The sequence below is a fragment of the Pedococcus sp. P1_H8 genome, from assembly GCF_056405175.1.
On sequence record NZ_JBFUCP010000004.1, the window covers coordinates 635,093 to 659,102 of the forward strand.

The 24,010-nt window shown below is 71.0% G+C and carries 21 protein-coding genes; 4 read left to right on the forward strand and 17 right to left on the reverse strand.

All coding sequences use genetic code 11. The annotated features are described in order from the left end of the window. Nucleotides 1–130: 130 nt before the first annotated feature. The 10 genes from AC1DYG_RS08485 to dacB all read right to left on the reverse strand — a co-directional run bounded on the left by AC1DYG_RS08485 (nt 131) and on the right by dacB (nt 11,089). A complete protein-coding gene (locus AC1DYG_RS08485) occupies nt 131–607 on the reverse strand; it encodes a DUF3180 domain-containing protein (RefSeq protein ID WP_477639412.1) in 477 nt (158 codons plus the stop codon). Next, on the reverse strand, nt 604–1,488 hold the full coding sequence (gene folK, locus AC1DYG_RS08490) for a 2-amino-4-hydroxy-6-hydroxymethyldihydropteridine diphosphokinase (protein ID WP_477639413.1): 885 nt from the start codon (nt 1,486–1,488) through the stop codon (nt 604–606). The genes AC1DYG_RS08485 and folK overlap by 4 nt, the downstream gene beginning before the upstream one ends. A gap of 93 nt (nt 1,489–1,581) precedes the next feature. Next, nucleotides 1,582–2,379, reverse strand: coding sequence for a dihydropteroate synthase (gene folP, locus AC1DYG_RS08495; RefSeq protein ID WP_477639488.1), 798 nt, complete (start codon nt 2,377–2,379; stop codon nt 1,582–1,584). Between the two features lie 107 nt (nt 2,380–2,486). Then, on the reverse strand, nt 2,487–4,223 hold the full coding sequence (locus AC1DYG_RS08500; RefSeq protein ID WP_477639414.1) for a phosphatidylglycerol lysyltransferase domain-containing protein: 1,737 nt from the start codon (nt 4,221–4,223) through the stop codon (nt 2,487–2,489). Beyond that, a complete protein-coding gene (gene folE, locus AC1DYG_RS08505) occupies nt 4,220–4,813 on the reverse strand; it encodes a GTP cyclohydrolase I FolE (protein ID WP_477639415.1) in 594 nt (197 codons plus the stop codon). The genes AC1DYG_RS08500 and folE overlap by 4 nt, the downstream gene beginning before the upstream one ends. Continuing rightward, nucleotides 4,803–6,899, reverse strand: a complete 2,097-nt coding sequence (gene ftsH, locus AC1DYG_RS08510; protein WP_477639416.1) for an ATP-dependent zinc metalloprotease FtsH — start codon at nt 6,897–6,899, stop codon at nt 4,803–4,805. Before ftsH ends, folE begins: the two co-directional genes overlap by 11 nt. A gap of 155 nt (nt 6,900–7,054) precedes the next feature. After that, nucleotides 7,055–7,606, reverse strand: a complete 552-nt coding sequence (gene hpt, locus AC1DYG_RS08515; RefSeq protein ID WP_477639417.1) for a hypoxanthine phosphoribosyltransferase — start codon at nt 7,604–7,606, stop codon at nt 7,055–7,057. A gap of 35 nt (nt 7,607–7,641) precedes the next feature. Beyond that, nucleotides 7,642–8,622 (reverse strand): tRNA lysidine(34) synthetase TilS, encoded by a 981-nt coding sequence (gene tilS, locus AC1DYG_RS08520; protein WP_477639418.1) that lies wholly within the window; start codon nt 8,620–8,622, stop codon nt 7,642–7,644. After that, nucleotides 8,619–9,638: a zinc-dependent metalloprotease gene (locus tag AC1DYG_RS08525; protein WP_477639419.1), complete on the reverse strand. Its 1,020-nt coding sequence runs from the start codon at nt 9,636–9,638 to the stop codon at nt 8,619–8,621. Before AC1DYG_RS08525 ends, tilS begins: the two co-directional genes overlap by 4 nt. 14 nt (nt 9,639–9,652) lie before the next feature. Then, nucleotides 9,653–11,089, reverse strand: coding sequence for a D-alanyl-D-alanine carboxypeptidase/D-alanyl-D-alanine endopeptidase (gene dacB, locus AC1DYG_RS08530; RefSeq protein WP_477639420.1), 1,437 nt, complete (start codon nt 11,087–11,089; stop codon nt 9,653–9,655). 110 nt (nt 11,090–11,199) lie between these two features. Here dacB and AC1DYG_RS08535 point away from each other — a divergent pair, with 110 nt between their 5' ends. Continuing rightward, nucleotides 11,200–11,757, forward strand: a complete 558-nt coding sequence (locus tag AC1DYG_RS08535) for an inorganic diphosphatase (protein ID WP_056921746.1) — start codon at nt 11,200–11,202, stop codon at nt 11,755–11,757. A 169-nt stretch (nt 11,758–11,926) separates the two neighbouring features. Here the strand turns inward: AC1DYG_RS08535 and AC1DYG_RS08540 are convergent, their stop codons facing one another. The 3 genes from AC1DYG_RS08540 to AC1DYG_RS08550 all read right to left on the reverse strand — a co-directional run bounded on the left by AC1DYG_RS08540 (nt 11,927) and on the right by AC1DYG_RS08550 (nt 15,498). Next, nucleotides 11,927–13,291 (reverse strand): C40 family peptidase, encoded by a 1,365-nt coding sequence (locus AC1DYG_RS08540; RefSeq protein WP_477639421.1) that lies wholly within the window; start codon nt 13,289–13,291, stop codon nt 11,927–11,929. Between the two features lie 367 nt (nt 13,292–13,658). Beyond that, nucleotides 13,659–14,978, reverse strand: coding sequence for an MFS transporter (locus AC1DYG_RS08545; protein ID WP_477639422.1), 1,320 nt, complete (start codon nt 14,976–14,978; stop codon nt 13,659–13,661). Nucleotides 14,979–15,051: 73 nt separating this feature from the next. After that, a complete protein-coding gene (locus tag AC1DYG_RS08550; protein WP_477639423.1) occupies nt 15,052–15,498 on the reverse strand; it encodes an SRPBCC family protein in 447 nt (148 codons plus the stop codon). A gap of 48 nt (nt 15,499–15,546) precedes the next feature. Here AC1DYG_RS08550 and AC1DYG_RS08555 point away from each other — a divergent pair, with 48 nt between their 5' ends. Genes AC1DYG_RS08555 through AC1DYG_RS08565 form a run of 3 tightly spaced genes read left to right on the forward strand, consistent with a single transcriptional unit; the run spans nt 15,547 to nt 18,296 of the window. Further along, on the forward strand, nt 15,547–16,380 hold the full coding sequence (locus AC1DYG_RS08555) for an alpha/beta fold hydrolase (RefSeq protein ID WP_477639424.1): 834 nt from the start codon (nt 15,547–15,549) through the stop codon (nt 16,378–16,380). 24 nt (nt 16,381–16,404) lie between these two features. Continuing rightward, nucleotides 16,405–16,794: a VOC family protein gene (locus tag AC1DYG_RS08560; RefSeq protein WP_477639425.1), complete on the forward strand. Its 390-nt coding sequence runs from the start codon at nt 16,405–16,407 to the stop codon at nt 16,792–16,794. 35 nt (nt 16,795–16,829) lie between these two features. Then, nucleotides 16,830–18,296, forward strand: a complete 1,467-nt coding sequence (locus tag AC1DYG_RS08565) for an LLM class flavin-dependent oxidoreductase (RefSeq protein WP_477639426.1) — start codon at nt 16,830–16,832, stop codon at nt 18,294–18,296. A 136-nt stretch (nt 18,297–18,432) separates the two neighbouring features. Here the strand turns inward: AC1DYG_RS08565 and AC1DYG_RS08570 are convergent, their stop codons facing one another. From AC1DYG_RS08570 to AC1DYG_RS08585, 4 genes are read right to left on the reverse strand one after another with little or no spacing between them, the layout of a single operon-like run. Next, a complete protein-coding gene (locus AC1DYG_RS08570; RefSeq protein ID WP_477624873.1) occupies nt 18,433–19,017 on the reverse strand; it encodes a GTP-binding protein in 585 nt (194 codons plus the stop codon). Then, nucleotides 18,998–19,369 carry a DUF742 domain-containing protein gene (locus AC1DYG_RS08575; RefSeq protein WP_477639427.1) on the reverse strand — a complete coding sequence of 124 codons (372 nt, stop codon included), beginning with the start codon at nt 19,367–19,369 and terminating at the stop codon, nt 18,998–19,000. Before AC1DYG_RS08575 ends, AC1DYG_RS08570 begins: the two co-directional genes overlap by 20 nt. Nucleotides 19,370–19,373: 4 nt before the next feature. Then, complete coding sequence (locus tag AC1DYG_RS08580) at nt 19,374–19,793, reverse strand: roadblock/LC7 domain-containing protein (protein ID WP_477613829.1); 420 nt, start codon at nt 19,791–19,793, stop codon at nt 19,374–19,376. Continuing rightward, complete coding sequence (locus AC1DYG_RS08585) at nt 19,780–23,589, reverse strand: sensor histidine kinase (RefSeq protein WP_477639428.1); 3,810 nt, start codon at nt 23,587–23,589, stop codon at nt 19,780–19,782. The genes AC1DYG_RS08580 and AC1DYG_RS08585 overlap by 14 nt, the downstream gene beginning before the upstream one ends. Nucleotides 23,590–24,010: the final 421 nt, after the last annotated feature.

Genomic DNA, 24,010 nt, shown 5'->3' on the forward strand with positions numbered 1-24,010 from the left:
CTGCCTAACCTCTGCTAGCAGAAGTTCGCTGTCTCAGCGCACGGTGCAACCTCTGCTGAGAGAGCCAAGATCTGCTAGCAGAGGTTAGCGATAGGGGCGGGCTGGGGAGGGGGTATGCCGCGGCGCGGGGTCAGGAGTGCGAGTCGCGGTCCGCGTCGCCGGGCGGGTCGACGCGGCACATCCGCTGGGTCAGCATCCCCGCGGTGGTGAGCACCAACGACGCCGCGCACAGCGCGAGCAGCCGCCAGAGCAGGTCGCGGTAGCCCGGCAGGTCGACGTCCGAGAGCGCGTGCGCCACCTGCGCGGCATACCACCCGAGCACCCCTGACCCCGTGAGCGCGGCAGCCTGGGCCAGGACCAGCGTGCGGGCCGCCCTGATCGGGCTCAGCGACTTGCGCGCCTCGCCGCGCAGGAAGCGGCGCACCGGCAGCCCGGCGCCGATGACGAGGACCGCCATGGCGACGAGCATGACCGCCGAGACCCAGGACGCGGGTCCGAGCAGGTGGCCGGCATTGAGGTAGAGCCGCCAGCCGAGCCACGACAGCAGGCCGACGACGACGACGATCCCGGCGAGCTGCGCCCAGCGCAGCCCGTGGCCCTCGTTCACCACGGCCCCTCCAGCAGGTCGATGTCGGGCCCCGGGCGAACGCCGGACACGTCCATCCCGCTGACGAGGTCGGCTACCCGCCTGACCTGGCCGCCGACGCGCAGGACAGCCTCCGAGTCGGCCTGGAGCCAGGGCAGCAGCACGAAGCTGCGTTCGTGCGCCCGCGGGTGCGGAAGGGTGAGCGTCGGGCTGTCCATGACGATGTCGGTGTCGAACACCGGATCGCCGTACTGGATCAGGTCGAGGTCCAGGGTCCTTGGGCCCCAACGGACTTCGCGGGTCCGCCCGTGCGCGCGCTCGATGTCGTGCAAGCCGGCCAGGAGCGAGGACGGCGCGAGGTGAGTCGTCCCGGTCACCACCGCGTTGAGGTATGCCGGCTGGTCGGGACCGCCCACCGGATCGGTCTCGACGACGGAGGAGACCTCGATGATGTCGATCAGCCCGTAGAGCGAGATGGCGGCGTCGTGCAGGGTCTCGATGGAGTCGCCGACGTTGGAGCCCATGGCGATCACGACGTGCGACTGGCGTTCGCGACTGACCCGCACCTGCACATCGGTGAACGGGTGCCCCACGGGGGCTTCGGGCTTGTGGACGACGACCTCGACCGCCTCGACGAGTGGCCGCGCGAGCACGCGGTCGGCGATGCGGGACGCGAGGGCCTCGATCAGGTCGAGGGAGTCGCCCTCGATGAGCGCCACGACGTCGCCCGCGACCTCGGCGTAGTTGACCGTGTCAGCCAGGTCGTCGCTCGTGCCGGCCGGCCCGAGGTCGACGTGCATGGTCACGTCCACGACGAAGGTCTGTCCGTCTCGCTTCTCGAAGTCGAGGACGCCGTGGTAGCCCTTGGCTGAAATCCCTTTGAGGACAATCTGATCCGTCATCGCTGCGTCTCTGTCGATGTTGCCCGTGTCATTGCTGCACCTCTGTTGATCTTGCCCGCTGTCAACGCTGCACCTCTGTCGATGTTGTCCGCGTCACTGCGCGTCCTGGATGGCGCGGGCGACCCGCATGGCGTCGAGGGTCGAGGGGAGGTGGTGGACGCGCACGCCCCACGCTCCCAGTCGCGCGGCGTGCATGGACGTCGCAGCGGTGGGTATGTCGCGATCCAGGGGTGGCCGTGGCTCACTCCCCGCCGGCACCCCGATCCGACCGAGGAACGTCTTGCGCGAGGTGCCCACCAGCACCGGGTAGCCGAGCTCCAGCAGCCGGTCGAGCCCGCGCAGGAGCGACCAGTTGTGCCCCGTCAGCTTGGCGAACCCGAAGCCGGGATCGAGCACGATCCGGTCGGCCGCGATCCCGGCGGCCGCGAGCTCCCCTGCCCGGTGGGACAGCTCGGCCACCACCTCGGCCACCACGTCGTCGTAGACCGCCCGGGACTGCATGTCGACGCTGTGTCCACGCCAGTGCATCGCCACGAACGGCACCCCTGCCGCGGCGACGACGCCGGCCATCTCGGGGTCTGCCATGCCTCCGCTCACGTCGTTGACGATGGCCGCTCCGACCGCGAGCGCCTCCGCCGCCACCTCCGCACGCATGGTGTCGACCGACACGACCGCGCCTGCCGCGGCCAGGGCGGCGACGACCGGAAGCACCCGGCGCTTCTCCTCGGCCACCGACGGACGCTCGGCGCCGGGCCGGGTCGACTCCCCGCCGACATCGACGATGTCGGCGCCCTCGGAGACCAGCTCACGGCCGTGCTCGATCGCCGCGGACGGCTCGAACCACTGGCCGCCGTCGCTGAACGAGTCGGGGGTCACGTTGACCACCCCCATCACCACCGGCAGTCCGTCGTCCCGCCGCAGCGGCCACGCGACAGCCCCAGTGCCGGCCCCGGTGCCAGCCCCCTTGCCAGCCCCGGTGCCAGCCCCGCCCGGGGTGCTCACGCGCCACCGCCGAGCCGGCCGAGCGTGGGCCAGGTGAGGAAGGCCTCCGCCTCGAGCGCGGCCAGTCCGACCCGCGGCAGGTCCGATCCCGAGGGGTAGACGAGGAACCGCGGCTGCCACTGCGGCTGGAACTTCGCGTTGAACCGGTAGAGGCTCTCGATCTGCAGCCATCGCGACGCGAAGAGCAGCACCCGTCGCCAGGACTTGAGCACGGGCCCCGCACCCAGCTTGCCACCGCGTTCCAGCACGGAGCGAAAGGCCGCGAAGTTCAGCGACACGCGCTGCACGCCCAGACCCGGGGCGGCTGCGAGCGCCTCGGTGATCATCAGCTCGTTGACCCCAGCGTCCGCGCTCGAGTCGCGTCGCATGACGTCCAGGGACATCCCGTCGGGACCCCAGGGGACGAACTGCAGGAAGGCTCGCACGACCCCATCCTGCCGTGCGGCCACGAACACGCACTCGGGGTCGCCCTCGTCGAGCAACCTGCCCAGCGCCATGGAGAACCCGCGCTCGGTGGCGCTGGACCGCCACGCGGAGGCGTCCGCCATCGCTCGGTCACGCACAGCGGCGGTGACGTCGCGGACGCGGCAGACGTCGACGGCATACCCGGCCCGCGCGACCCGCCCCACCATCTGGCGCACGTTGCGCATGGGGCGGCCCTCGAGCGTGAAGGCCGAGGCGTCCACGACGGCTTCGTCGCCGAGCTCCAGGGCCGTGTAGCCCGTCTCGCGCACCCAGATCGTGCCTGCGTGCTCCGAGCAGCCCAACACGGCGGGGGTCCACGCGTGGGCGTCCGCCTCCGCGAGGAACGCGTGCATCGCGCCGGGCCAGGCCTCGGGGTCACCCACCGGGTCGCCACTGGCCAGCATCACACCGGACACCACGCGGTAGGCGATCGCCGCCTTGCCGGACGAGGACCAGATCACCGACTTGTCGCGACGGGTGTTGAAGTAGGCGAGGGAGTCGCCGTGCCGGTCGACGAGCGCACGGAGCCTGGCTTCGTCGTCGGCGGTCAGGGACGGCACGGGTTCGGCGGGCCGCAGCGCGAGGTAGACGGGCGTCAGCAGCGTCATCAGCCCGAGGCCGAGCAGCAGGGACCCGACGATGTCCGCGGCCCTGTCCTGGGTGAAGGTCAGGGGTCCGTTGGCGCCGACCATGCCCAGGCCCAGCTCCTGCACGAACTCCCCCAGCCCGGGGAAGCCGCCGACGATGTCGCGCCGGTTGAGCCAGATGACCAGGCCGCCGGCCAGGACGGACACGACGAGCAGGACCACGAACGCGCGCACTGCCCGCCAGCGGGTCGTCGGGTCACCCAGGGCGCGGAACTGGGCGCGGTACCGAAGCAGCAGCCCGAGCCCGACGAGGGAGATGACTGCAGAGGCGGGCTCGGTCTTGATGGCGTGCAGGACGACCGACAGGGCCAGCAGTCCGACCGCCGCCCGCCAGGCCCTGCGCTTGCGGCGCTTGAGCGAGTGTCCGAGCACGATCAGGAAGATCCCGGACACGACGGTGGCCGCCGCCGCCGCATCGGACAGCGCCCCGGGGAGCATCTCGGTGAGACCGTGCAGGTGCAGCCGCCAGGAGTGCAGCAGGCCGGTCAGCAGGTCCACCGTGCCGACGAAGTAGGTGAGGTTGCCGAGCAGTCGAGGCGCCGTGGAGGCCGCGAGTATGCCGGGTAGCCGGCTGTTGGTGTTGGCAGGGGTGGTGGGGCGCGCGAGTTCGCGTCCGCTCACCGCTTGCCCCCCAGCAGCAGCGCCATGGCCTCGGCCCGGGTGGCCGGGTCGCGCAGCTGGCCGCGGACGGCCGAGGTGATGGTCCGCGACCCGGGCTTGCGGATGCCGCGCATCGACATGCACAGGTGCTCGCACTCGACGATCACCATGACGCCCTGGGCGCCGAGGTGGGTGACGAGGGAGTCGGCGACCTGCGTCGTCAACCGCTCCTGGACCTGCGGTCGCCGGGCATACATCTCGACGAGCCGGGCCAGCTTGGACAGCCCGGTCACGCGGCCGTCCTTGGCAGGGATGTAGCCGACGTGGGCCACGCCGTGAAAGGGGACGAGGTGGTGCTCGCACATCGAGTAGACCTCGATGTCGCGCACCAGGATCATCTCGTCGTGCTCGATCTGGAAGGTCTTGGCGAGGACCTCCGCGGGGTCGAGGGCCAGCCCCGCGAAGAACTCGCCATAGGCTCGCGCGACGCGGGCCGGCGTCTCGACCAGTCCCTCGCGGTCGGGGTCCTCGCCGATCGCGATCAGCAGCTCACGCACTGCCGCCTCCGCACGCGGCTGGTCGACCACGTGAGGCTTGCCCTCAGTGGCCATTCGGATCGACCTGGCCACCCTCGGGGACCTCGATCACCTGGGTGGGCGGGTGCTCCTCGTGTGACTTGACCGCACCGGCCTCGGCAGCCTTGTCGATCGCCTCGGCGGTGGCCCGGTCGGTGCCGGCGGCCTCCAGGACCGGGGCCGAGCCGTTCTGGGCGGCCTTCTCGGCCGGGGTCAGGACGGGCGGCTGGTCGGAGAGGAAGCGGGTCTCGCTGGAGAGCCAGGTCGGGCGCACGGGACGCTTGCGGATCGGCTCGAAGATGGCCGCGAGCTCCTTGGCGTTGAGCGTCTCGTGCTCGAGCAGATCCAGGACCAGCCGGTCGAGGATGTCGCGGTTGTCGTTGATGACGTGCCAGGCCTCGTCGTGGGCGGCGTCGATGAGCTTGCGCACCTCTTCGTCGACGATGCTGGCGACCTCTTCGGAGTAGTCGCGCTGGTGGCCCATGTCGCGGCCGAGGAAGACCTCGCCCTGCGACTGGCCGAGCTTGATGGCGCCGATCCGCTCGCTCATGCCGAACTCGGTGACCATCTTGCGGGCCATGCCGGTGGCCTTCTCGATGTCGTTCGAGGCACCGGTCGTGGGGTCGTGGAAGACGACCTCCTCGGCCACGCGGCCACCCATCGCGTAGGACAGCTGGTCGAGGATCTCGTTGCGCGTCGTGGAGTACTTGTCGTCGGTCGGCATCACCATCGTGTAGCCGAGGGCGCGGCCACGCGGCAGGATCGTCACCTTGGTCACCGGGTCGAGGTGGTTCATGGCCGCTGCTACGATCGCGTGCCCACCCTCGTGGTAGGCCGTGATCTTGCGCTCCTTGGCGGACATGATCCGGGTGCGCTTCTGCGGGCCCGCGATGACGCGGTCGATGGCCTCGTCCAGGGCTGCGTCGTCGATGAGCTTACCGTCGCTGCGAGCCGTGAGCAGGGCGGCCTCGTTGAGCACGTTGGCGAGGTCGGCACCGGTGAAGCCGGGGGTCCGCCGGGCGACCGCCAGCAGGTCGACGCCGGTGGCCATCGGCTTGCCCTGGGAGTGCACCTCGAGGATGCGGTGGCGGCCGATCATGTCGGGAGCCTCGACCGCGATCTGGCGGTCGAAGCGGCCCGGGCGCAGCAGGGCCGGGTCGAGGATGTCGGGACGGTTCGTCGCCGCGATGAGGATGACGTTGGTCTTGACGTCGAAGCCGTCCATCTCGACCAGCAGCTGGTTGAGGGTCTGCTCACGCTCGTCGTGCCCACCGCCGAGGCCGGCGCCACGGTGGCGGCCCACGGCGTCGATCTCGTCGACGAAGACGATGGCCGGGGCATTGGCCTTGGCCTGCTCGAACAGGTCACGCACCCGGCTCGCACCGACGCCGACGAACATCTCGACGAAGTCCGAACCGGAGATCGAGTAGAACGGCACTCCCGCCTCACCGGCGACGGCTCGGGCGAGCAGCGTCTTGCCCGTGCCGGGAGGGCCGTAGAGCAGGACACCCTTGGGGATCTTGGCGCCCACCGCGAGGAACTTCGCCGGCTCGGCCAGGAACTCCTTGATCTCGTGGAGCTCCTCGACCGCCTCGTCGGCGCCGGCAACGTCCGCGAAGGTGACCTTGGGCGTGTCCTTGGTGGCGAGCTTGGCCTTGGACTTGCCGAACTGCATGACGCGCGAACCGCCACCCTGCATCTGGTTCATCAGGAACCAGAAGAGGCCGAGCAGGATGATGATCGGCAGCAGCGAACCCAGCAGGGAGAGCAGCGGGTTGGTGTCCTTGATGACCTGGTTGATGCGACCGGGCGGGGCGTTGTCCTCGAGCAGCTTGATGAACGAGGGACCGGCCGCGTCGACGTACTGCGTGCGGACCTTGGTCGCGTCCTTGACGTTCTTGCCGTCGGAGTAGGTCACACCCTTCTTGAGGTCGAGGTCGACCACCTCGTTGTTCGTGACGACGGCGCGCTCCACCTTCTTCTCGGTGATGAGCTGCTGTGCGGCGGAGGTGTCGATCCGCGTGTAGCCGCCGGCGTCGCTGAGGCTGAAGACCATCAGCGTGATCGCGATGACGGCGACGACCCAGAACAACGGGGCCCGAAGGATGCGCTTGAAATCCATGTGTGTAGCGGGGCTGGCCGCCCCGTTCCTCCTGCTCGCTGACGCTGGGTGCCGTTGCCCGGCCTGGGCACGGCTCTACCACGACGGTACTACGCAGTGCTCCGGTGGCTCGTGCTGGTCAACGACCCGGATGGGCCCAGTGTTCCGACTACGCCTCAGGCGTAGACGTGGGGGGCGAGGGTGCCCACCTCGCGCAGGTTGCGGTAGTTCTCGGCGTAGTCGAGGCCGTACCCCACGACGAACTCGTTGGGGATGTCGAAGCCGACCCACTTGACGTCGATCTCGACCTTCGCGGCCTCGGGCTTGCGCAGCAGCGTGCAGATCTCCACCGAGGCCGGCGAGCGGGACTCCAGGTTGGCCTTGATCCACGACAGCGTCAGCCCGGAGTCGACGATGTCCTCGACGATGAGGACGTGTTTGCCGGTGATGTCGGTGTCGAGGTCCTTGAGGATCCGGACCACACCCGAGGACTTCGTGCCAGATCCGTAGGACGACACGGCCATCCAGTCGACGGGGGCCGTGCCGGGCAGCGCGCGGGACAGGTCGGCCATCACCATGACGGCGCCCTTGAGGACGCCGACGAGCAGCAGGTCCTTGCCTTCGTACTCGGCCCAGATCTCGGTCGCGAGCTGGTCGAGCCTGGCGTGGATCTCCTCCTCGGTGATGAGGACCTTCTCGAGATCGGCTCCCATGTGGGCAGCGTCCACGGCACAACTCCTAGGTCGATGGCTCCGGTGCGAGGCTATTCAACCCGAGCCCGCGGGGCGATGGATACCCGGCCGCCGGATCGGGTCGCACGCAGGTCTCCGGGCAGGTGGGCGGGTCCTTGCCCGTGCCACTGCGTGAGGAGCGCGTCACAGGCTTCGGTATGCCGGGTGCTCACCTGCCCGGCCGGCGCACCGGCCGCGACCGCCAGGCGCCGCCAGACCCGGGTGCGGACGGCTCGCGGCAGAGCCGCAAGCTCGTCGACCGCCCACGGACTGCCCCCCAGGGTCGCGAGGGCGGCGTCGGCGAGGTCGTCGAGGTGGTCGGCGTCCTCCCGCAGGAGGTCGGCCGTCCGCGCGAGGGCGGCGGCGAGACCGGGGCCGAGGTCGCGTTCGAGGTCCAGGAGCGCCCGGCGGGCCCGGACGCGCGTGAAGGCCGGGTCGTCGTTCATCGGGTCGTCCCAGCAGGTGAGGCCTTCCGCCGCGCACGAGGAACGGGTCTGCGCCCTGGTGACCCCGAGAAGGGGACGCCGGAAGCGGTCGCGGGCCCGCGGCATACCGGCGAGGGAGCGGGCACCCGCACCTCTGGTGAGGCCGAGCAGGACCTGCTCCGCCTGGTCGTCGAGGGTGTGGCCGAGGAGCACGAGGCGCGCGTCGTGCCGGTCGGCGGCTCCGCCGAGCGCGGCGTAACGGGCGTCGCGCGCCGCGGACTCGAGGCCGTCCGGGCCCGGGACCACGTCGACCGTCTCCCAGCTCACGGGCACGAGTCCGAGGGCGTCGCACTGGGCCGCGGCCCGACGGGCAACGGTCGCCGACTCGGCCGTCAGCCCGTGGTCGACCACGACCGCTCCGGCCCGGACCGCCAGCTTGGGCGCCTCGAAGGCGACCGCGGCTGCGAGCGCGAGCGAGTCCGCTCCCCCGCTGCACGCGACGAGGACCAGGTCGCCGGGGCGGCACTCGGCCAGGGTCGCGCGCACGGCGACCCGGATCGCCGCGGTCGCCGGGTGGGGACCAGTCATCGGAGCCCCTCCCCGCAACCTGAGCGCCCTGGAGGGTCGGTGCCGACCGCCTCCGTCACCTCGCGGACGAAGATCGCGCCGTCGCGGTACTGCCGCATCTTGGCCTCGAGCCCCAGCAGGCGGCGCAGCACCCGGTCGAAGGCCCCGACGCCCTTGCGGCGCTCGTTGAACTTGCTGCGGATGTGGGCGACGGAGGGGATGATCTGGGGACCGACCTCGTCCATGACGACGTCGGCGTGCCCTTCGAGCAGCGACATGACGGCGGTGACGCGGGCGAGCTCGGCACGCTGTTCGGGCGAGGCGATCAGGTCGGTGAGGCCGGCGCCCCCGCTCTTGAGTGCGTCGGGCAGCTGCTTGGTGAGGCGCGAGAGCGTCTCCTGCAGGGTCTCGGGGTCGGGGACCAGGTCGGATGCCAGGGTGCGAACCCGCTCGATCATGTGGTCGCGCAGCCACGGCACCGCCGTGAACTGCACGCGGTGGGTCTCCTCGTGCATGCAGACCCAGAGCCGGAAGTCGGCCGGGTCGAGGCCGAGCTCGCGTTCGACCTGGACGAGGTTGGGGGCCACGAGCATCAGCTGGGGCGTGCCCCCGGGCGCCAGGTCGTACTGGCCGAGGACCTTGCTCGACATGAAGGCAAGCAGCGCCCCGGCCTCCCCGCCGGTGACCTTGCCGCCGATGGCCTGCATGGTCTGGTTCGGTGCCGTCTTCTGGCTGTCGACGAGCTTGCCGAAGACGGGATCCATGAGCGCCGACATCGAGTCGGCGTTGAGCGAGATCCAGGTGCGACGGTCGACGACGACGGGCCCGGGGGCGTCGCCCGGGGCGTGCAGCCGGGCGGTCTCGGCCACGGGCTGCTGAGCCCGATGGGCTGCGGCACGCACCGACGCGACGACCTCGCCGGCCTCGGCCACCGTCACCTTGGGCCCCGCGGGCACCAGCCGCGTCCCGGTGGCCTTGGCGAACTGCCAGTCGACGTAGCGGGTGGTCTTCGGAGCTGCTGCCTCGGACACGGTCATCCCCTCACGGTAGGTCAGGGACACCCGCAGGTCGCGAGCACCGCCACGAAGCGGTCCAACGCGGCCCGCGCGTTCAGCGTTCCGGGGCCTCCGGGGAGTCCGTCGGCCTGGACGACGAAGGACAGCACGCGTCCGTCGGCGTCGATCACCGTGCCGGCCATGGCGCTCACACCGGTGAGGGTGCCGGTCTTGGCGCGGGCCAGGCCGGCGACAGCGCGCGTCCCCTTCGCATGGAAGCGGGTCGACAGCGTGCCGGACAGGCCCGCCACGGGCAGCCGCGCGATGGTGTCCTGCATGGCGGGGACCGACCCGTCTGCTCCGAGCTGGAGCACGTCGGAGAGCACCTGCGGAGGGATCGCCTGACCTGAGGTGAGCCCACTGGTGTCCTTGAGGACCACCCCCGTGAGATCGACGCCCTGGGCCTTCACCGTTTTCGTCACGAACGACACGGCTGCAGCGAAGGTCGCGGGACCCCCTGCCTTCACGGCCGCCTGTCGCGCGAGCCCCTCGGTGAGCCCGTTGTCGCTGTCGTCGAGGGCGAGGGCGAGGATGTCACCGATCGGAGCCGACTCCACCCGCCCCACCTCGGTGGCGCCCTCGGGCACCTTCGTCGACCAGGTGGCCTCCGGGGCGAGGGTGGCCGTGATGCCGACCTTGGCCAGGGCGCCCACGAAGGCGGCGCCCACGGCGGCCTCGGGGTTGCGTGGAGCCGGCTTGAACGGCACGGCCCGCTGGCCTGCCAGGCCCAACATCGAGACCCCGCCGGCGAAGCCCGCTCTCACGTCTGCCTGGTTCCAGCCGGGCGCCCAGCGCGGACCCTTGGCGTAGGTCGTGTCCAGCCGGAGGGTGACCTGCGTGGTCCCCGCGCCCTGCAGAGCCAGGGCGACCTGACCGGCCAGGTCGGCCAGGCCGGCGCGACCCTCGACGGCGGTGGGCGTCCCCTTGGCCCGGGCCAGCATCGTGTCGCCGCCCGCGACCAGCACGATCTCGTCGGGCGTGGCCCCCTGCACCACGGTGGTGGGGAGGGTGGCCAGCGGGTCGAGCGTCGTGTCGACCGCGAGGGCAGTCAGCAGCTTGGCCGTCGAGGCGGGCACGCGCGCCCGGGCGGCATCCTTGCTCAGCAGCGTCTGGCCCGTGAAGGCGTCGCGGACCACGACGCCCGGCCCGGGACGCAGGGCAGGGTCGGCGACGACGGTCGCGAGCGCCTTGGCCAGCGCCGCGGGGTCTGGGATGGGTGCACTGGCGGAGGCGGGTTCGAGCGGCTGCGCGGCGGGATCGATGGTGGGCACGGCGGCGGTGGGCGTCGCGGTGCCCGTGGGGGTGGTGGGGGTCGGCGCCGCGCGTGGCTGGTCACGCGTCAGAATCCCGGGCACGATGTCGAACACGTCGAGGGCTGCGTAGGCCACCCCCAGCACCACCACCGCCAGCAGGGCGGCCAGGATGCGACGCACTCGACCCCCTCAGCGCTGGACTTGCGTCATACGGAACACTTAGCCGCGAGCCTAGGTCATAGGCCCGCGCACCACGTCTCAGGCATGGGCACAACTGAAGGGACATCGTCGTGGAGTTCGACGTCACCATCGAGATCCCCAAGGGGCATCGCAACAAGTACGAGGTGGACCACGAGACCGGTCGCATCCGGCTGGACCGGCTGCTGTTCACCTCCACGCGCTACCCCGCTGACTACGGCTACGTCGAGGACAGCCTCGGTGAGGACAGCGACCCGCTCGACGCGCTGGTGCTGCTGGAGGAGCCGACCTTCCCCGGCTGCCTGGTGCGGGTCCGCCCGATCGGGATGTTCCACATGCGCGACGAGGCCGGCGGTGACGACAAGATCCTCTGCGTGCCGGCCGGCGACCCGCGCCAGGCTCACCTCGTCGACCTCGAGCAGGTCAGCAGCTTCGACCGCCTCGAGATCCAGCACTTCTTCGAGACCTACAAGGACCTCGAGCCCGGCAAGTCCGTCGAAGGCGCCCACTGGGCCGGGCGCGAGGAGGCCGAGCGGGTGGTGCGCGAGGCGATCCAGCGTGCCAAGGAAGCGGGCATGACGACTGCTCGCTGGCGCATGCCCGACGTGTCCGCCGAGCCGATGTCCGAGGCCAAGCCGCCCACCGACTGAGACCGCGCGCGGCGGCGCGCAACCGGCATACACAGGCCCCCAGGCGACGTCACGTCAACCTGGGGGCCTGGTGCTTGGGGGTATGCCGCGTGTGTCAGCGCCCGAGCGCGCCGGCGGCGCGGCGGGCGGCGCGGCGGGCGGCGGGCCGTGGGCCGCGCCGGTCGCGGTGCTAGGGACGACCGCCGTAGGAGACGAGGTCCGACCGGTAGATCGAGGCGTAGCGGACGTTAGCCCCGGTATAGGGAGCCTCGATCATCTGGCCGTCGCCGATGTAGAGACCCACGTGGTGGCTGTTCGGGCCGGAGCTGCCGAAGAAGACGAGGTCGCCGGCGCGCAGGTCGCTGATGGCGACCCGTGACGTCTCGTCCCACTGCGCACCGGTGTAGTGCGAGAGGCCGACACCGGCTCGCTGCCAGGCGCGCATCGTGAGGCCGGAGCAGTCGAACGTGTTCGGACCGTCGCCACCCCACTCGTAGGGCTTGCCGATCTGGGCCCGGGCGTACGCGATGACCGCGGAGACCCCACCGTTGGTGGACGGCGGCGGAGGCGGGTTCTCGGGCTGCGGCCTGGGCTTCGGCTGGTTCTGCTGGGCGGCCTCGCGGGCAGCCTGCTCGGCGGCTTCGGCAGCGGCCTTCTGGCGGGCCGCCTCCGCGGCGGCACGAGCCGCGGCGCGCTCGGCGGCCTTGCGTGCGGCGGCGGTGCGCGCTGCCTTGGCTCGCTCTGCGGCGAGGCGGGCCTGCCGCGCCGCCTCGGCCGCTGCCGCACGGGCGACGGCGGCCGCGGCCAGACCGTCCTGGCGCTGCTTCTCGAGGGCGACCGAGGTCTTGCGGAGGCTGGCCAGCTGCACGGTGAGGGCCTGCTGCTGGTGCTGGATCTGGGCCGTTGCGGCCTGGGCCTGGTCGGCCTGTGCCTGCGCTGCGTTGCGGGCCGCCTGGGCGGCCTCTGCCGCCTTGGCCTGCGCCGCCTCGGCGCTCGCGGCCTGCTTGCGCATGGTGTCGGCGACGATCGAGGAGGCGGCTGCCCGCTGCAGGGTGCGGGTCCGGGAGTCACTGACGGCCTCGATGGCGGTGGCGCGGTCCATCAGGTCCTGGGGGCCGGTGCTCGACAGATAGGCCTCGAGCTCGCCGAGGTTGCCGCCCTGCTGGTAGACGCTGGCGGCGTAGCGACGCACCTGCAGCCCCGCGGCGTCGGCGATCTCCTGGGCCTGGGCTGCGCGCTTCTTGGCGGCGGCGGCCTCGGCGGTGCGCTTGTCGAGCTCGTAGCGGGCCCCGTTGTAGGCCTCGGCCGCCGCTGCCGCGCTCTCCTGCACCTGGCTCAGCCTGGCGCTGGCCGTGGCGTACTGAGCGTCGAGGCTCGAGACCTTGCCGGAGGTGCTGGCAACAGCCGACTTCGCCTTGTCGACCTGGGACTTGGACGGGTAGACCGGGCCCGGGTCGGCAGAGGCGGACAGTCCCGTGGTGACGGCCAGGATCCCCACGATGGAGAGCGTCGCGGCACTGCGTAGCGCGCGACGTGCGGGGTGGGCGTTCGGCACGGGGGATGCCTCTCGAGTCGGGTGACCGGTGTGGTTGGGACAGCCGCACGAGACTAGAGCCGGGTTTTCACTCGGAGCACTCCAGTCACACAAATCCCACGCCTTACGCGCCGGTACGGCAAATGACAGACGTGTACTTCGGGGAGTTACACGAATGTCTTTCAGCAGGCAGCGAGACTCCTTCGATCACGTGTCCAGAAATGGTCACGAATCGGTAACGAAATCCGCATTTTCGCAGGTGAGAGCCCTGAACGACCCATTTCGGCCCCCCGCCAACCGCGACTTCTGGCCACCCATCTGGCACCAAACCCCTCAATAACCTCCGGGGTGCGGTACGGGTGGCCAGAAGTCGGGAAGGAAGGGCGGGTCAGGGGGTGATGGTCTCGCCGGCCCGCAGGGCGGCGTAGGCCTCGGGATCGCTCTCCCGCAGGGCCCGACGGGTCTTGCGCCGGTACCGCAGGATCTGCACGACGCCGGCGCCCCAGACGAGGTACTGCACCGACATGGCGGCGCGGAAGGTGTCCACGTCATAGGTGCTCGGCCCGCCGGGCGCCACCCGGTCGAGGATGATCCCGATCAGCGTCACGGTCGAGAGCGAGGCGAGGAAGCCGCCGACGTTCACGATCCCGGTTGCGCTCCCGAGCCGCGTGGGCGGGTTGAAGGTCCGGGCCAGGTCGAATCCCACCAGCGACCCGGGACCACCGACGGCCGTGATGACGACGAGCAGCACCAGCAGCGGCAGCGGCGCCCGCCCGGGCCAGAGCAGCACGACCGCCCAGACGGTCATGATCGAGAAGACGATCCCGAGGATGAGGGTCGAGCGCGAGAAGGGGTACTTCGTGACGAACCCTCCGATGAGCGGACTGGTGAGCACCGTCGTCACCGTCATCAGCATCAGCAGGATGCCGGCCGCCTTCGGCGAGAGCCCCTGTCCCGCCACGAGGAACGGGTAGCCCCACAGCAGGGCGAACACCGTCGCGCCGAACTGGGCGGAGAAGTGCGACCACAGCCCGAGCCGCGTGCCGGGGGTGCGCCACGCGGCGCGCACGCTGCGGGCCAGCGCCCGGACCTTGATCTGGTCGAGCTCGTGGTCGGGGTTGGGCGAGTCCCGCACGACCACGAGCACGATCGCCGCCAGGACCACCCCGAACAGCGCGGCACCGGCGTAGGACGGTGTCCAGCCCCACTCATGGAGGGCGTACACGAGGGGCGTGGCCGCCACGAGCGCCCCCAGCTGGCCGAGCAGACCGGTGAGCTGCGAGACCATCGGGATGCGCAGCGGCGGGAACCACAGGGCCACGAGCCGCAGCAGGGGGATGAAGATCATCGCGTCGCCGATCCCGACGAACACCCTGGCCGCGATACCCACGACGAAGGAGTCGGCGAAGGCGAACCCCAGCTGCGCGACGGTCATCAGCGTCACGCCGGTCAGCAGCAGCCGCTTGGGCCCGAACCGGTCCAGCAGCGCGCCGACCGGGATCTGCATCGCCGCATAGACCAGCAGCTGCACCATCGTGAAAACGGACAGCTGCGTGGCGGCGATGTCGAAGCGCTCGCTGGCGAGCAACCCCGCCACCCCGAGTGAACTGCGGTGGAAGACCGCCAGCACGTAGACCGACACCGACGCGGCATACACGATCCACGCCCGCCGACCCCCGAGTGCGAACTGGGCGGCGGGTCTGGTCACGCCCCCAGTGTCCCGCACCCCCCACCCCTCGGGCACCGCGGGTCACGGTGGCGCGGGGGCCGAGCGGTGCGCCCTACGCGCTCCCCGCCAGGTAGTCCGCCAGACCGGCTCGCCCCGACCTCATCATCCAGCCGTGGTTGGCGCGCAGCAGCGGGCCGGTCACCCGAGCGGTCCGGGCCAGCAGCATGGGGGTGACGACGGCCTCCTGGTCGAACTCGGCGATCGTGGCGCCGTCGCCAGCGTCCTGGACCCGCCACTCGCACCACCCCTCGAGGTCGCCACTGACCTCCACCCGCAGGCGACCGGTCGCCTGGTCCTCGACCTCCCGTCGGAGCACCAGGTGGAGCGTGTAGGGCAGGAAGCTGCGGATGTCGGTGCGCCCGGAGTGGTCGTCAATGCGTTCGGCGGAGCGCACCTGCGGCCACCACAGCGCGTACCGCTCCACGTCCGCGAGGGCGTCGAAGACCCGCCCGGGAGCGGCGGGCAGGCTCCAGCGGTGGTGGAAATGGAAGGTCGGCACAGGACTCATCATGCCCGCCGTCATCACGCACGCCGGTAGGTTCACCGCGTGGAGCAGTTCATGCGGGACGGCCTGGTGTTCGACGTCGCAGACAGCGTCGTCGGTGACGACGTCGTGGTCCTGCTGCACGGCTGGCCCCAGGACCGACACACGTGGTCGCAGGTGGCGCCCCTGCTCGCCGCCGGCGGGCTACGGGTGGTGGCGTTCGACCAGAGGGGATACTCACCGGGCGCGCTGCCCCGGGGTCGCGCCGCCTATCGCATGGGCGAGCTCGTGGCCGACGTGCTGGCCCTGGCCGACTCGCTGGGCGAGGCTCGCGTGCACCTGGTGGGCCACGACTGGGGCGGGTCGGTCGCCTGGGCGTTCGCCGAGCGCCACCCCGAACGGCTGTTGAGCCTCACCGTGGTCTCCACCCCGCACCACCGGGCCATCGCCTGGGCACTGCGTCACGCGGACCAGGCCCGGCGGAGCTGGTACATGGCCGCCTTCCAGGTCCCGGCCCTGCCAGAGCTGGTCCTGCGTCGTCGCCTGCCCGCCGCACTGCGCCGTTCCGGCCTGCCCGAGCAGGACGTGCAGAGGTATGCCGCACGGTTCCGTCGCCCGGGCATGGCCAGTGGCGGGCTGGCCTGGTATCGCGCAATACCGTTGCGCCGCAATGCTTCTGACGACACGACGGCCTCTCGTCGGATCTCGACGCCCACGTCCTATGTCTGGGGTCGGCACGACCCGGCGCTCGGCCGCGCGGCCGCCGAACGCACCCGGAGGCATGTCGCCGCCGACTACACCTTCACCGAGCTCGATGCCGGGCACTGGCTGCCCGAGACCCATCCGCAGGAGGTCGCCGCTGCGATCCTCGAGCGGCGACGGACCGTCCAGCAGTAGATTCACGCGCAGGAGGTGGGTGCGATGACAGGTGGCACGGGACTGGCACAGGTGGCCCAGCACGCAGAGGACCTCGACCGCGCGGCGGTCTTCTACGAACGACTGCTGGGGTCGCCGCCGCTCGCCAGGTTCGACCCGCCCGGGCTGCTGTTCTTCGGGCTCGGCGACACCCGGCTCCTCCTCGAGCAGGCCGCGACCTCGGCCCTGCTCTACCTCGCCGTGGACGACGTCCCCACCCGCGTCGAGGAGCTGCGCGCCGACGGGGTCGTCGTCGAGGCCGAGCCCCACATCATCTTCAGCCACACCGACGACACCCTCGGGCCCGCGGGCAGCGACGAGTGGATGGCCTTCATCCGTGACAGCGAGGGCAACCTCGTCGGGCTGGTCAGCCACGCGCCGAGGGCAGAGGGCTGACCACAGCGCCACCGCTGCCCGACCCGGCGCTGGTCGTGCTCGTCGGCCCCAGCGGTGCGGGCAAGTCGACCTGGGCCGCGCAGCACTACCGGCGGCAGGAGGTTGTGTCGTCGGACGCCCTGCGTGCGGTGGTGGGCAGCGGTGAGTTCGACCTCGATGCCTCGGCCGACGCGTTCGCGCTCCTGCACCAGGTCGTGGCTGCGCGAGCTCGCCGCCGACTGACCGTCGTCGTCGACACGCTCGGCCTCGATCCGGACCTCCGCGACCGCCTCCGCGAGCAAGGCCGGGCCGCTGGACTTCCTTGCGTCGCAGTGCTTTTCGACACACCCCCGGCCGTATGCCGCGCGCGCAACGCCCAGCGAGACCGACCAGTCCCAGCGGCCGTCCTCGGCCGACAGCTCGCGACGTTCGAGCGAGTCCGGGCTTCCCTCGCGGACCAGGGCTGGGACGCGGTCCGGATCGTCACCGAGGCAGCACCCTCGGCGCGACCGATGGCGCCTCCTGCCGCGGCACCCGCCGATTCGACGGCTGCTGGGTCGGGGGACGCGGGGTCGACGGCAGGAGCCGGTGACCTCGGGCTGGAGGTCGTGATCCAGGTGTCACGCTTTCCCTGGGGTGCGGACCCGGCCGGCTGGCTGCGTTCGGTCGCCCTGGCGGCGGACCACTTCGGCTTCAGCGGAATCGCGCTGATGGACCACCTGATCCAGATCCCCCAGGTGGACCGGGCCTGGGAGCCGATCCCCGAGCCGTGGGTGACGCTCGGCATGCTCGCCGGCCTGGACACGAACCTGAGACTCGGCACCCTCGTCTCGCCGGTGACCTTCCGCGCGCCCGGCATCATTGCGAAAACCGTTGCCACGCTTGACGTCCTGTCCGGGGGGCGCGCCTTCGTCGGACTCGGGGCAGGCTGGTGGGAGCGCGAGCACCTCGCGTTCGGACTGCCCTTTCCGCCGCCGGCACAGCGGCTCGACCAGCTCGAGGCCTCGATCGAGACGATCCGCGCCCTGTGGGGCAAGGGCACCAAGGCGCACGAGGGCAGGCGCGTCACGTTGCCCGAGACCACGGCATACCCGCGGCCTCTGGGTCAGCCACAGATCATCGTGGGGGGCGGCGGCGAGCGGCGCACTCTGCGCATCGCGGCGGAGCTCGCGGACGCCTGCAACCTCCCCAGTGACCTGCCCACCCTCGATCGCAAGCTCGCCGTGCTGCGCAGGCACTGCGACCGGGCGGGACGTGATCCGAACGACGTGGCCGTGACCGTTCTGGACCTGCCTGTCGTCGGCATCGACCGCGACGACACCTGGCGCCGGGTCGAGCGGCTGCGCGGTCGAATCCCGGCCGCGACCTTCGCCTCACGTCACCACGCGGGGGAAGCTGCGCTGCACCACGAGCGCCTCCTCACGCTGGCGCAACGCGGCGTCCGGACGGTCTTCGTGGGCTTGCCCGACCTCGACGGCCCCGAGGACGTCGAGCGGCTCGCGGGAGTCCTGACCGGCTCGTAGCTCCCGACCCCGGCGCTATCTCATGCAAAAGGCGAGTGTGCGCCGGCCGCTGGACACGACTTCGCCGGGTGCCACTTCGGCGAAGTGGCACCCGGCGACGGGGGTCGAGCTTTGCGCGTCCGCTGACGGGCTGGGATCAGGCCGAGGCTGACACACCCGTGAGCTGCGTCAGCGCGAACTCGGTGATGCGAACCAGGGCCCGCTTGGCGGACTCCCGGTCGCGGGCATCGACCGCGATGACGGGGATGTGCGAGGGGATCGCGAGGGCCTCGCGGATCTCGTCGGGACCGAACTCCTGCGAACCGTCGAACTGGTTGAGCGCGACGATGAACGGCAGGCCCTTGGCCTCGAAGTAGTCGACGGCGGCAAAGCTGTCGTCGAGGCGACGGACGTCCACCAGCACGACCGCACCGATGGCTCCCTTGACCAGGTCGTCCCACATGAACCAGAACCGGCGCTGGCCAGGAGTGCCGAACAGGTAGAGGACGAGGTTCTCGGCCAAGGTGATGCGGCCGAAGTCCATCGCCACCGTGGTGGTGTGCTTCTGCTGCACCTTGGAGATGTCGTCCTGGCCCTCGGACTCGTTGGTGACAAGAGCCTCGGTGCGCAGGGGATCGATCTCGGAGACGGCACCAACGAAGGTGGTCTTGCCGACGCCGAACCCGCCGGCCACGACAATCTTCGTCGAGGCGCTGTTGCGGCTAGAGGGCGCGTAGTCCACTGAGTGTCCTTTCAATCAGTTCACGTCGTTCGTCGGATGTCGTGTTTTCGGAGATGGTCGTTCGCGTCTTGAGGTGCCCCCCGGTGACCAGGTCACCCAGGAGCACCCGGGCGACGCCGAGTGGGATGTGAAGTTTTGCCGAGACCTCGGCCACCGACTCCTTGGCCGAGCACAGGTCGATGATCCGCCCCGAGAGGTCGCCCTCGGGCCAGGTCGTGGTGCGTCCGGAGGGAAGCACCTCGAACGTGGCCTCGATGGGAAGGTCGACCACGGACTCGGTGCGTCCGGACGTCAACGCGTACGGCCGGACCAGCCGAGGGCCCGCCGACACGTCGCGTCCGTCTGGCGCCATGGGTCTAGCCCGACATCGGGGTCCGGGCAGACGCGTCGATCATCTTGCCGACGCGGTCAACCAGGACCGCCATCTCGTAGCCGACCTGACCGATGTCAGAGTCGGTGCTGGTGAGTGCTGCCAGGTGCGAGCCGTCTCCGACGCTCATGAGGAGCAGGTAGCCCAGCTCCATCTCGATGACGGACTGGAGGACCGTGCCGCCCTGGAAGAGGCGGGCCGCACCCGAGGCCAGGCTGGCCATGCCCGAGGCCACGGCTGCCATCTGCTCGGCGCGATCAACGGGCAGCTGCTCGCTGGCGGCCATGGGAAGCCCGTCGGCGGAGACGAGGATGGCGTGTGAAACGCCAGGGGTCTCCGTCGTGAACTTGGCCACGAGCCAGTCGTACTCGCCCTTGGGCTGGGCCATGGCGTCAGTGGTGTACATCGGCTTCCTCTCGGTGTGTTCCATCTTGTGCCTCGGTGCGAGCGGAGCTCACGCCGTTCTTGTGGCGGTTGAGGTTGCGGCGGATCGCTTCAGGATCGCGTCGCGATGCTGCGGGGGCAGCGGGCTTCTCGTCGGCCTCGTCAACGGCCCCGGGGATCAGGTAACTGCCCGGGCGTCGCATGGGGAGGCCGGCTGCGGACTCTTCCAGGGGTTGGGTCTCCTCGATCCGTGCGGCGGCAGACCATGCCTGGTCAGCCTCGTTGGTCGACCACGATGCCGAGGCGGGCACCGACGAGTCGTCGGTGAGCCAGCGCGACATCATCGCTCGGAAGATGGGCGTGTCGTTGAGGTTTGCGCCGCGAGGCGCGCTGGCCTGCTCATCGACGACCACAACCTCGGCGGTCTCCTCGACGTCGGCCTGCTCATCGACGACCACAACCTCGGCGGTCTCCTCGTCGGCCTGCTCATCGACGACCACAACCTCGGCGGTTTCCTCGACGGCGGCCTCATCGACGACCACAACCTCGGCGGTCTCCTCGACGGCGGCCTCATCGACGACCACAACCTCGGCGGTCTCCTCGACGGCGGCCTCCTCGACCACGGCGACCGGCTCTGTCACGACGTCAGGCACGGGCTCGGCGTCGAGCACGGGCTCGGCGGTGGCGACCTGCGCGCTGGCGACGGACTCCTGGGGCGACGGCGTTGCGGCCGCCGCGTCGCGGGCCCGACGAGCGCCGAAGAAGGACGTGTTGTGCGCCCGCATGGCCGGTCGCGAGCTGGTCGCGGCAGCCGTGGGGTCCTGGGCGGCCAGAGCCGACGTGGCTCCTGGGACGCGGGTCGGCAGCGGCGTCGTGTCGTCCGACCCCGTGACCGGAGCCTCGACCACATCGAGGCGGTCGACCGGCGCCGACACCTCAGCCGGCGCGTCGACGACAGGTGCCTCGGGTGCCTCGTCGGCGGCCCGCTCGGCTCCGGCCTCCGCGACAGGCGCGTCGTCGGAGTCGTGGTCGGAGCCCAGGTCGGACGCAGTGTCCGCAGCCTCGGTCGTGGCAACCTCGGCCACCCACTCCTCGGGCACGTGCAGATCGGTGGTCGAGTCGGTCGAGTCGGTCGAGTCGGTCGAGTCAGTCGAGTCGGTCGCGGGGATCGAGTCGCTGGTGTCGCTCGAGTCGGTCGAGTCGCCCGGGGCTGCGACGCCGGTCTGTGCCGGGGTCTCGCCGTCGGTCGCCGGGGCATCGGCTCCCAGCTCACGCGCCTTGCCGGCCTCGACGATCTTGGCGCGGTGGTCGAGCCAGGCCGACAGGTTGGAGGGCATCTGACGGGGCTCGTCGGCCTCGGCCTCGATCCGGGCAGCCTCGGCCGCTGCCTTCGCACGGCCGGGAAGCCAGCTGAGTCGGCCCGTCTTGGCGGCGGGGGCACTCGACTTGGCGTCGACCTTGGTCGGCGCCTCTTCCTGCGGCGTGGACGGGCCGTCCTCGAACTCGCGGTACTCGGTGATCCCGGTGGCCCGCGGCTTGCGGACCGGGAGTCCGGAAGCGGAGAACTGGGGGCCGGAGGCCGGCTCGGCCGCCGGAGAGTCCTGGCTCTCGGTGGAGGCCTGGGCGACTTCGGGCTCGACGACAGCGGCGGTCGGGGCGTCGGCCGCAGCCTGCGGGGCCGGGCTGGCCTCCTCGGGCGCGACCGGCGCGCCGTTCACGGCCGGCTTGTCGGACGCGCCGTTGACGACCTTGTCCGGGGCGGCGTGGCCGTTGGTGGGCGCCTTCTCCTCCGCCGCCGCGTCGGCACGGTCGATGACGGGCTTGGCAGGAGTCTGTATGCCGTTCGCGGCCGCGGGACCGTGCGCCCCCGGTGTGCGCGTGGGCAGCACCTTCTTGGCTGCGCCGGGCACCGGGCTCGGCGTGGCACCGCTGGCACCACGCACGCGGGTCGGGAGGCCGGACTTCGTCGTGCCACCGACAGCAGGCGCCGTCGGGACCGCGAGGGACGCGGCCGCAGGGGCATCGACAGCAGGTGCGGCAACGGCCGCCGGGCGGGTGGGACGCTCACCCCGGGTGCTGTCGGCCAGCAGGGCCGCAGGCAGGTGCACCGACACCGTGATGCCCTGCTTGTCGTCGCCGTTGCGACGCAGCCGCACGGCGATACCGTGCCGCTTCGCGAGGCTTCCGACCACGAACAGACCCATGCGGCGGGCGGTGTCCGCGGTGATGTCGCCACCGTGCGCGAGCTGGTCGTTGAGGGCAGCAAGCTCCTTGGGCGGCATACCGAGGCCACGGTCGGAGACCTCGATGAGGAGGCCACCCTCGGGCGTGCGGGCACCGCGGATCGCCACGCGGGAGGTGGGCGGCGAGTAGGACAGGGCGTTGTCCACGACCTCGGCGACCAGGTGGATCAGGTCGGAACCAACCGCACCGAGGACGTGGTCGTTGGAGGTGTCACCGATGTCGATGCGCTCGTAGTTCTCGACCTCTGACACGGCCGCGCGGACGGCGTCGGACACCGAGACCGAGCCGGACATGCCGCGACGCGTGGACGTGCCGGCGAGCACCAGCAGCGAGTCGCTGTTGCGGCGCATACGGGCGGCGAGGTGGTCGAGGCGGAACAGGCTCTGCAGGCGCTTGGGGTCTTCCTCGTCGCTCTCGAGGCGCTCGATGAGGCTGAGCTGCTGGTCGATGAGGGACGTGCTCCGCCGCGACAGCGTCTCGAACATGTGACCGACCTGGACGCGCAGGCGGGCCTGCTCGCCGGCGAGGGTGCGGGCTTGGGTGTGGAGGTCGTCCACGGCGCGAGCGAGCTGGCCCATCTCCTCGGTGGTGTGGACCGGGATCGGCTCGAAGACGGGGAGCTCACTGCCGTCACGCATGGCGGCAACCGCTTCGGGCAGCCGCTTGGTGGCGACCTCGAGCGCGCCCTGGCGCACAGCGCGGATCGGGATGAGCAGCGAGCGGATGAGGGCCACCACCAGGGCCAGCGCTGCGGTCAGCGCAGCGATCACGATGATGGCGTTGAGGATGGCGCTGGTGCGGTGTTCGGACGCGCGCTGGCGGAGGTTGGTCTCGAGCGAGGTCAGCTGCCCGTCCATGAGCTTGGTGTAGGCCGCGTTGCTGGACTCGATGACGGTGCCGAGCCCCTCGATCTGGGCCTTGCCCGGGGATGTCTGCTGGAGGGTGTAGCCGCGCCGGCCGTTCTCGTTGAGGAGCTGGCGCACCTGCCCGGCCTGGTCGGGGGTGGAGGCCGACAGCAGTCGGGTGAGCGCGGCGGTCTCGGCGCCGACCTGACCGACGGCGCGCATGCTGGCGGCCGCGTCATCGGTGTTTGCGAGGTTGAGCTGCTGACCGGTCAACGCGCGCTGGGCCGCGATGGAGTCCTGGAGGGCCACCACGAGCTTGGCCGATGCCGAGTCGTCGCTCAGGCCGAGGTCGCTGACGGCCGAGGACATCAGGCTGGCGGTGTTGCCCGACTTGTCGATGACAGTGTCGGAGAACCCGTTCTGCGTCTTGGCGGTGCGCACTGCCTGTCCGAGCGACAGGGCGGTCTGGGCGCTGGCCTTCACCGAATCGGGGACGCCGTCGACCTTCAGGGCGATGCGGAGGTCCGCTGCTGCGGACTCGTACTTGGTGATGGCCGAGATGACGCCGCCGCCGCCGACGCTCGCGGCCGCGGCAAGCCGCTGGACGGCAAGGTTGTACTCGACGACGGGGCGAATGACGAGGACGGTGTCCGCAGCCCGCGACAGCCGTTGCGAGGAGTCGAAGTCGTTCTTGACGCGCAGGCCACCGAAGACGAAGGACAGCAGCACAGGAAGAACGATGGCGGCAGCAAGTTTGTTGCGGAGGGGCCACTGACCGAACGACCAGCGTTGGGGGACACGGCCAGCCGCCGACTGCAGTCTGGACACGGAGCCACCTTCCTCACGACGAAAACTTGGGCGAACGGCAACATACGTGCGTGCACCGGGGGCACGGATAGGTATCCGAGGGCGGTTGGCACGTTTGGCCTGCGTAGAACTGACCGAACGGACTAGAACGCCCCGGAGAGGCAAACCAGCATGCCAGTGGCATCGCCGGTATAGGAGGGGCGGGAGCCAGAAAATGCGTGGCCCGAGTGAGCGTTAGGCACCGGTTGCCTGTGGAGGCGTGTCCTGGCTTGGCGCGCAACCCCCTCGACGGCTTGGCGCGCATACCCCTCGACCCGGTCCGGACGCACCGCCATCGGTGTCG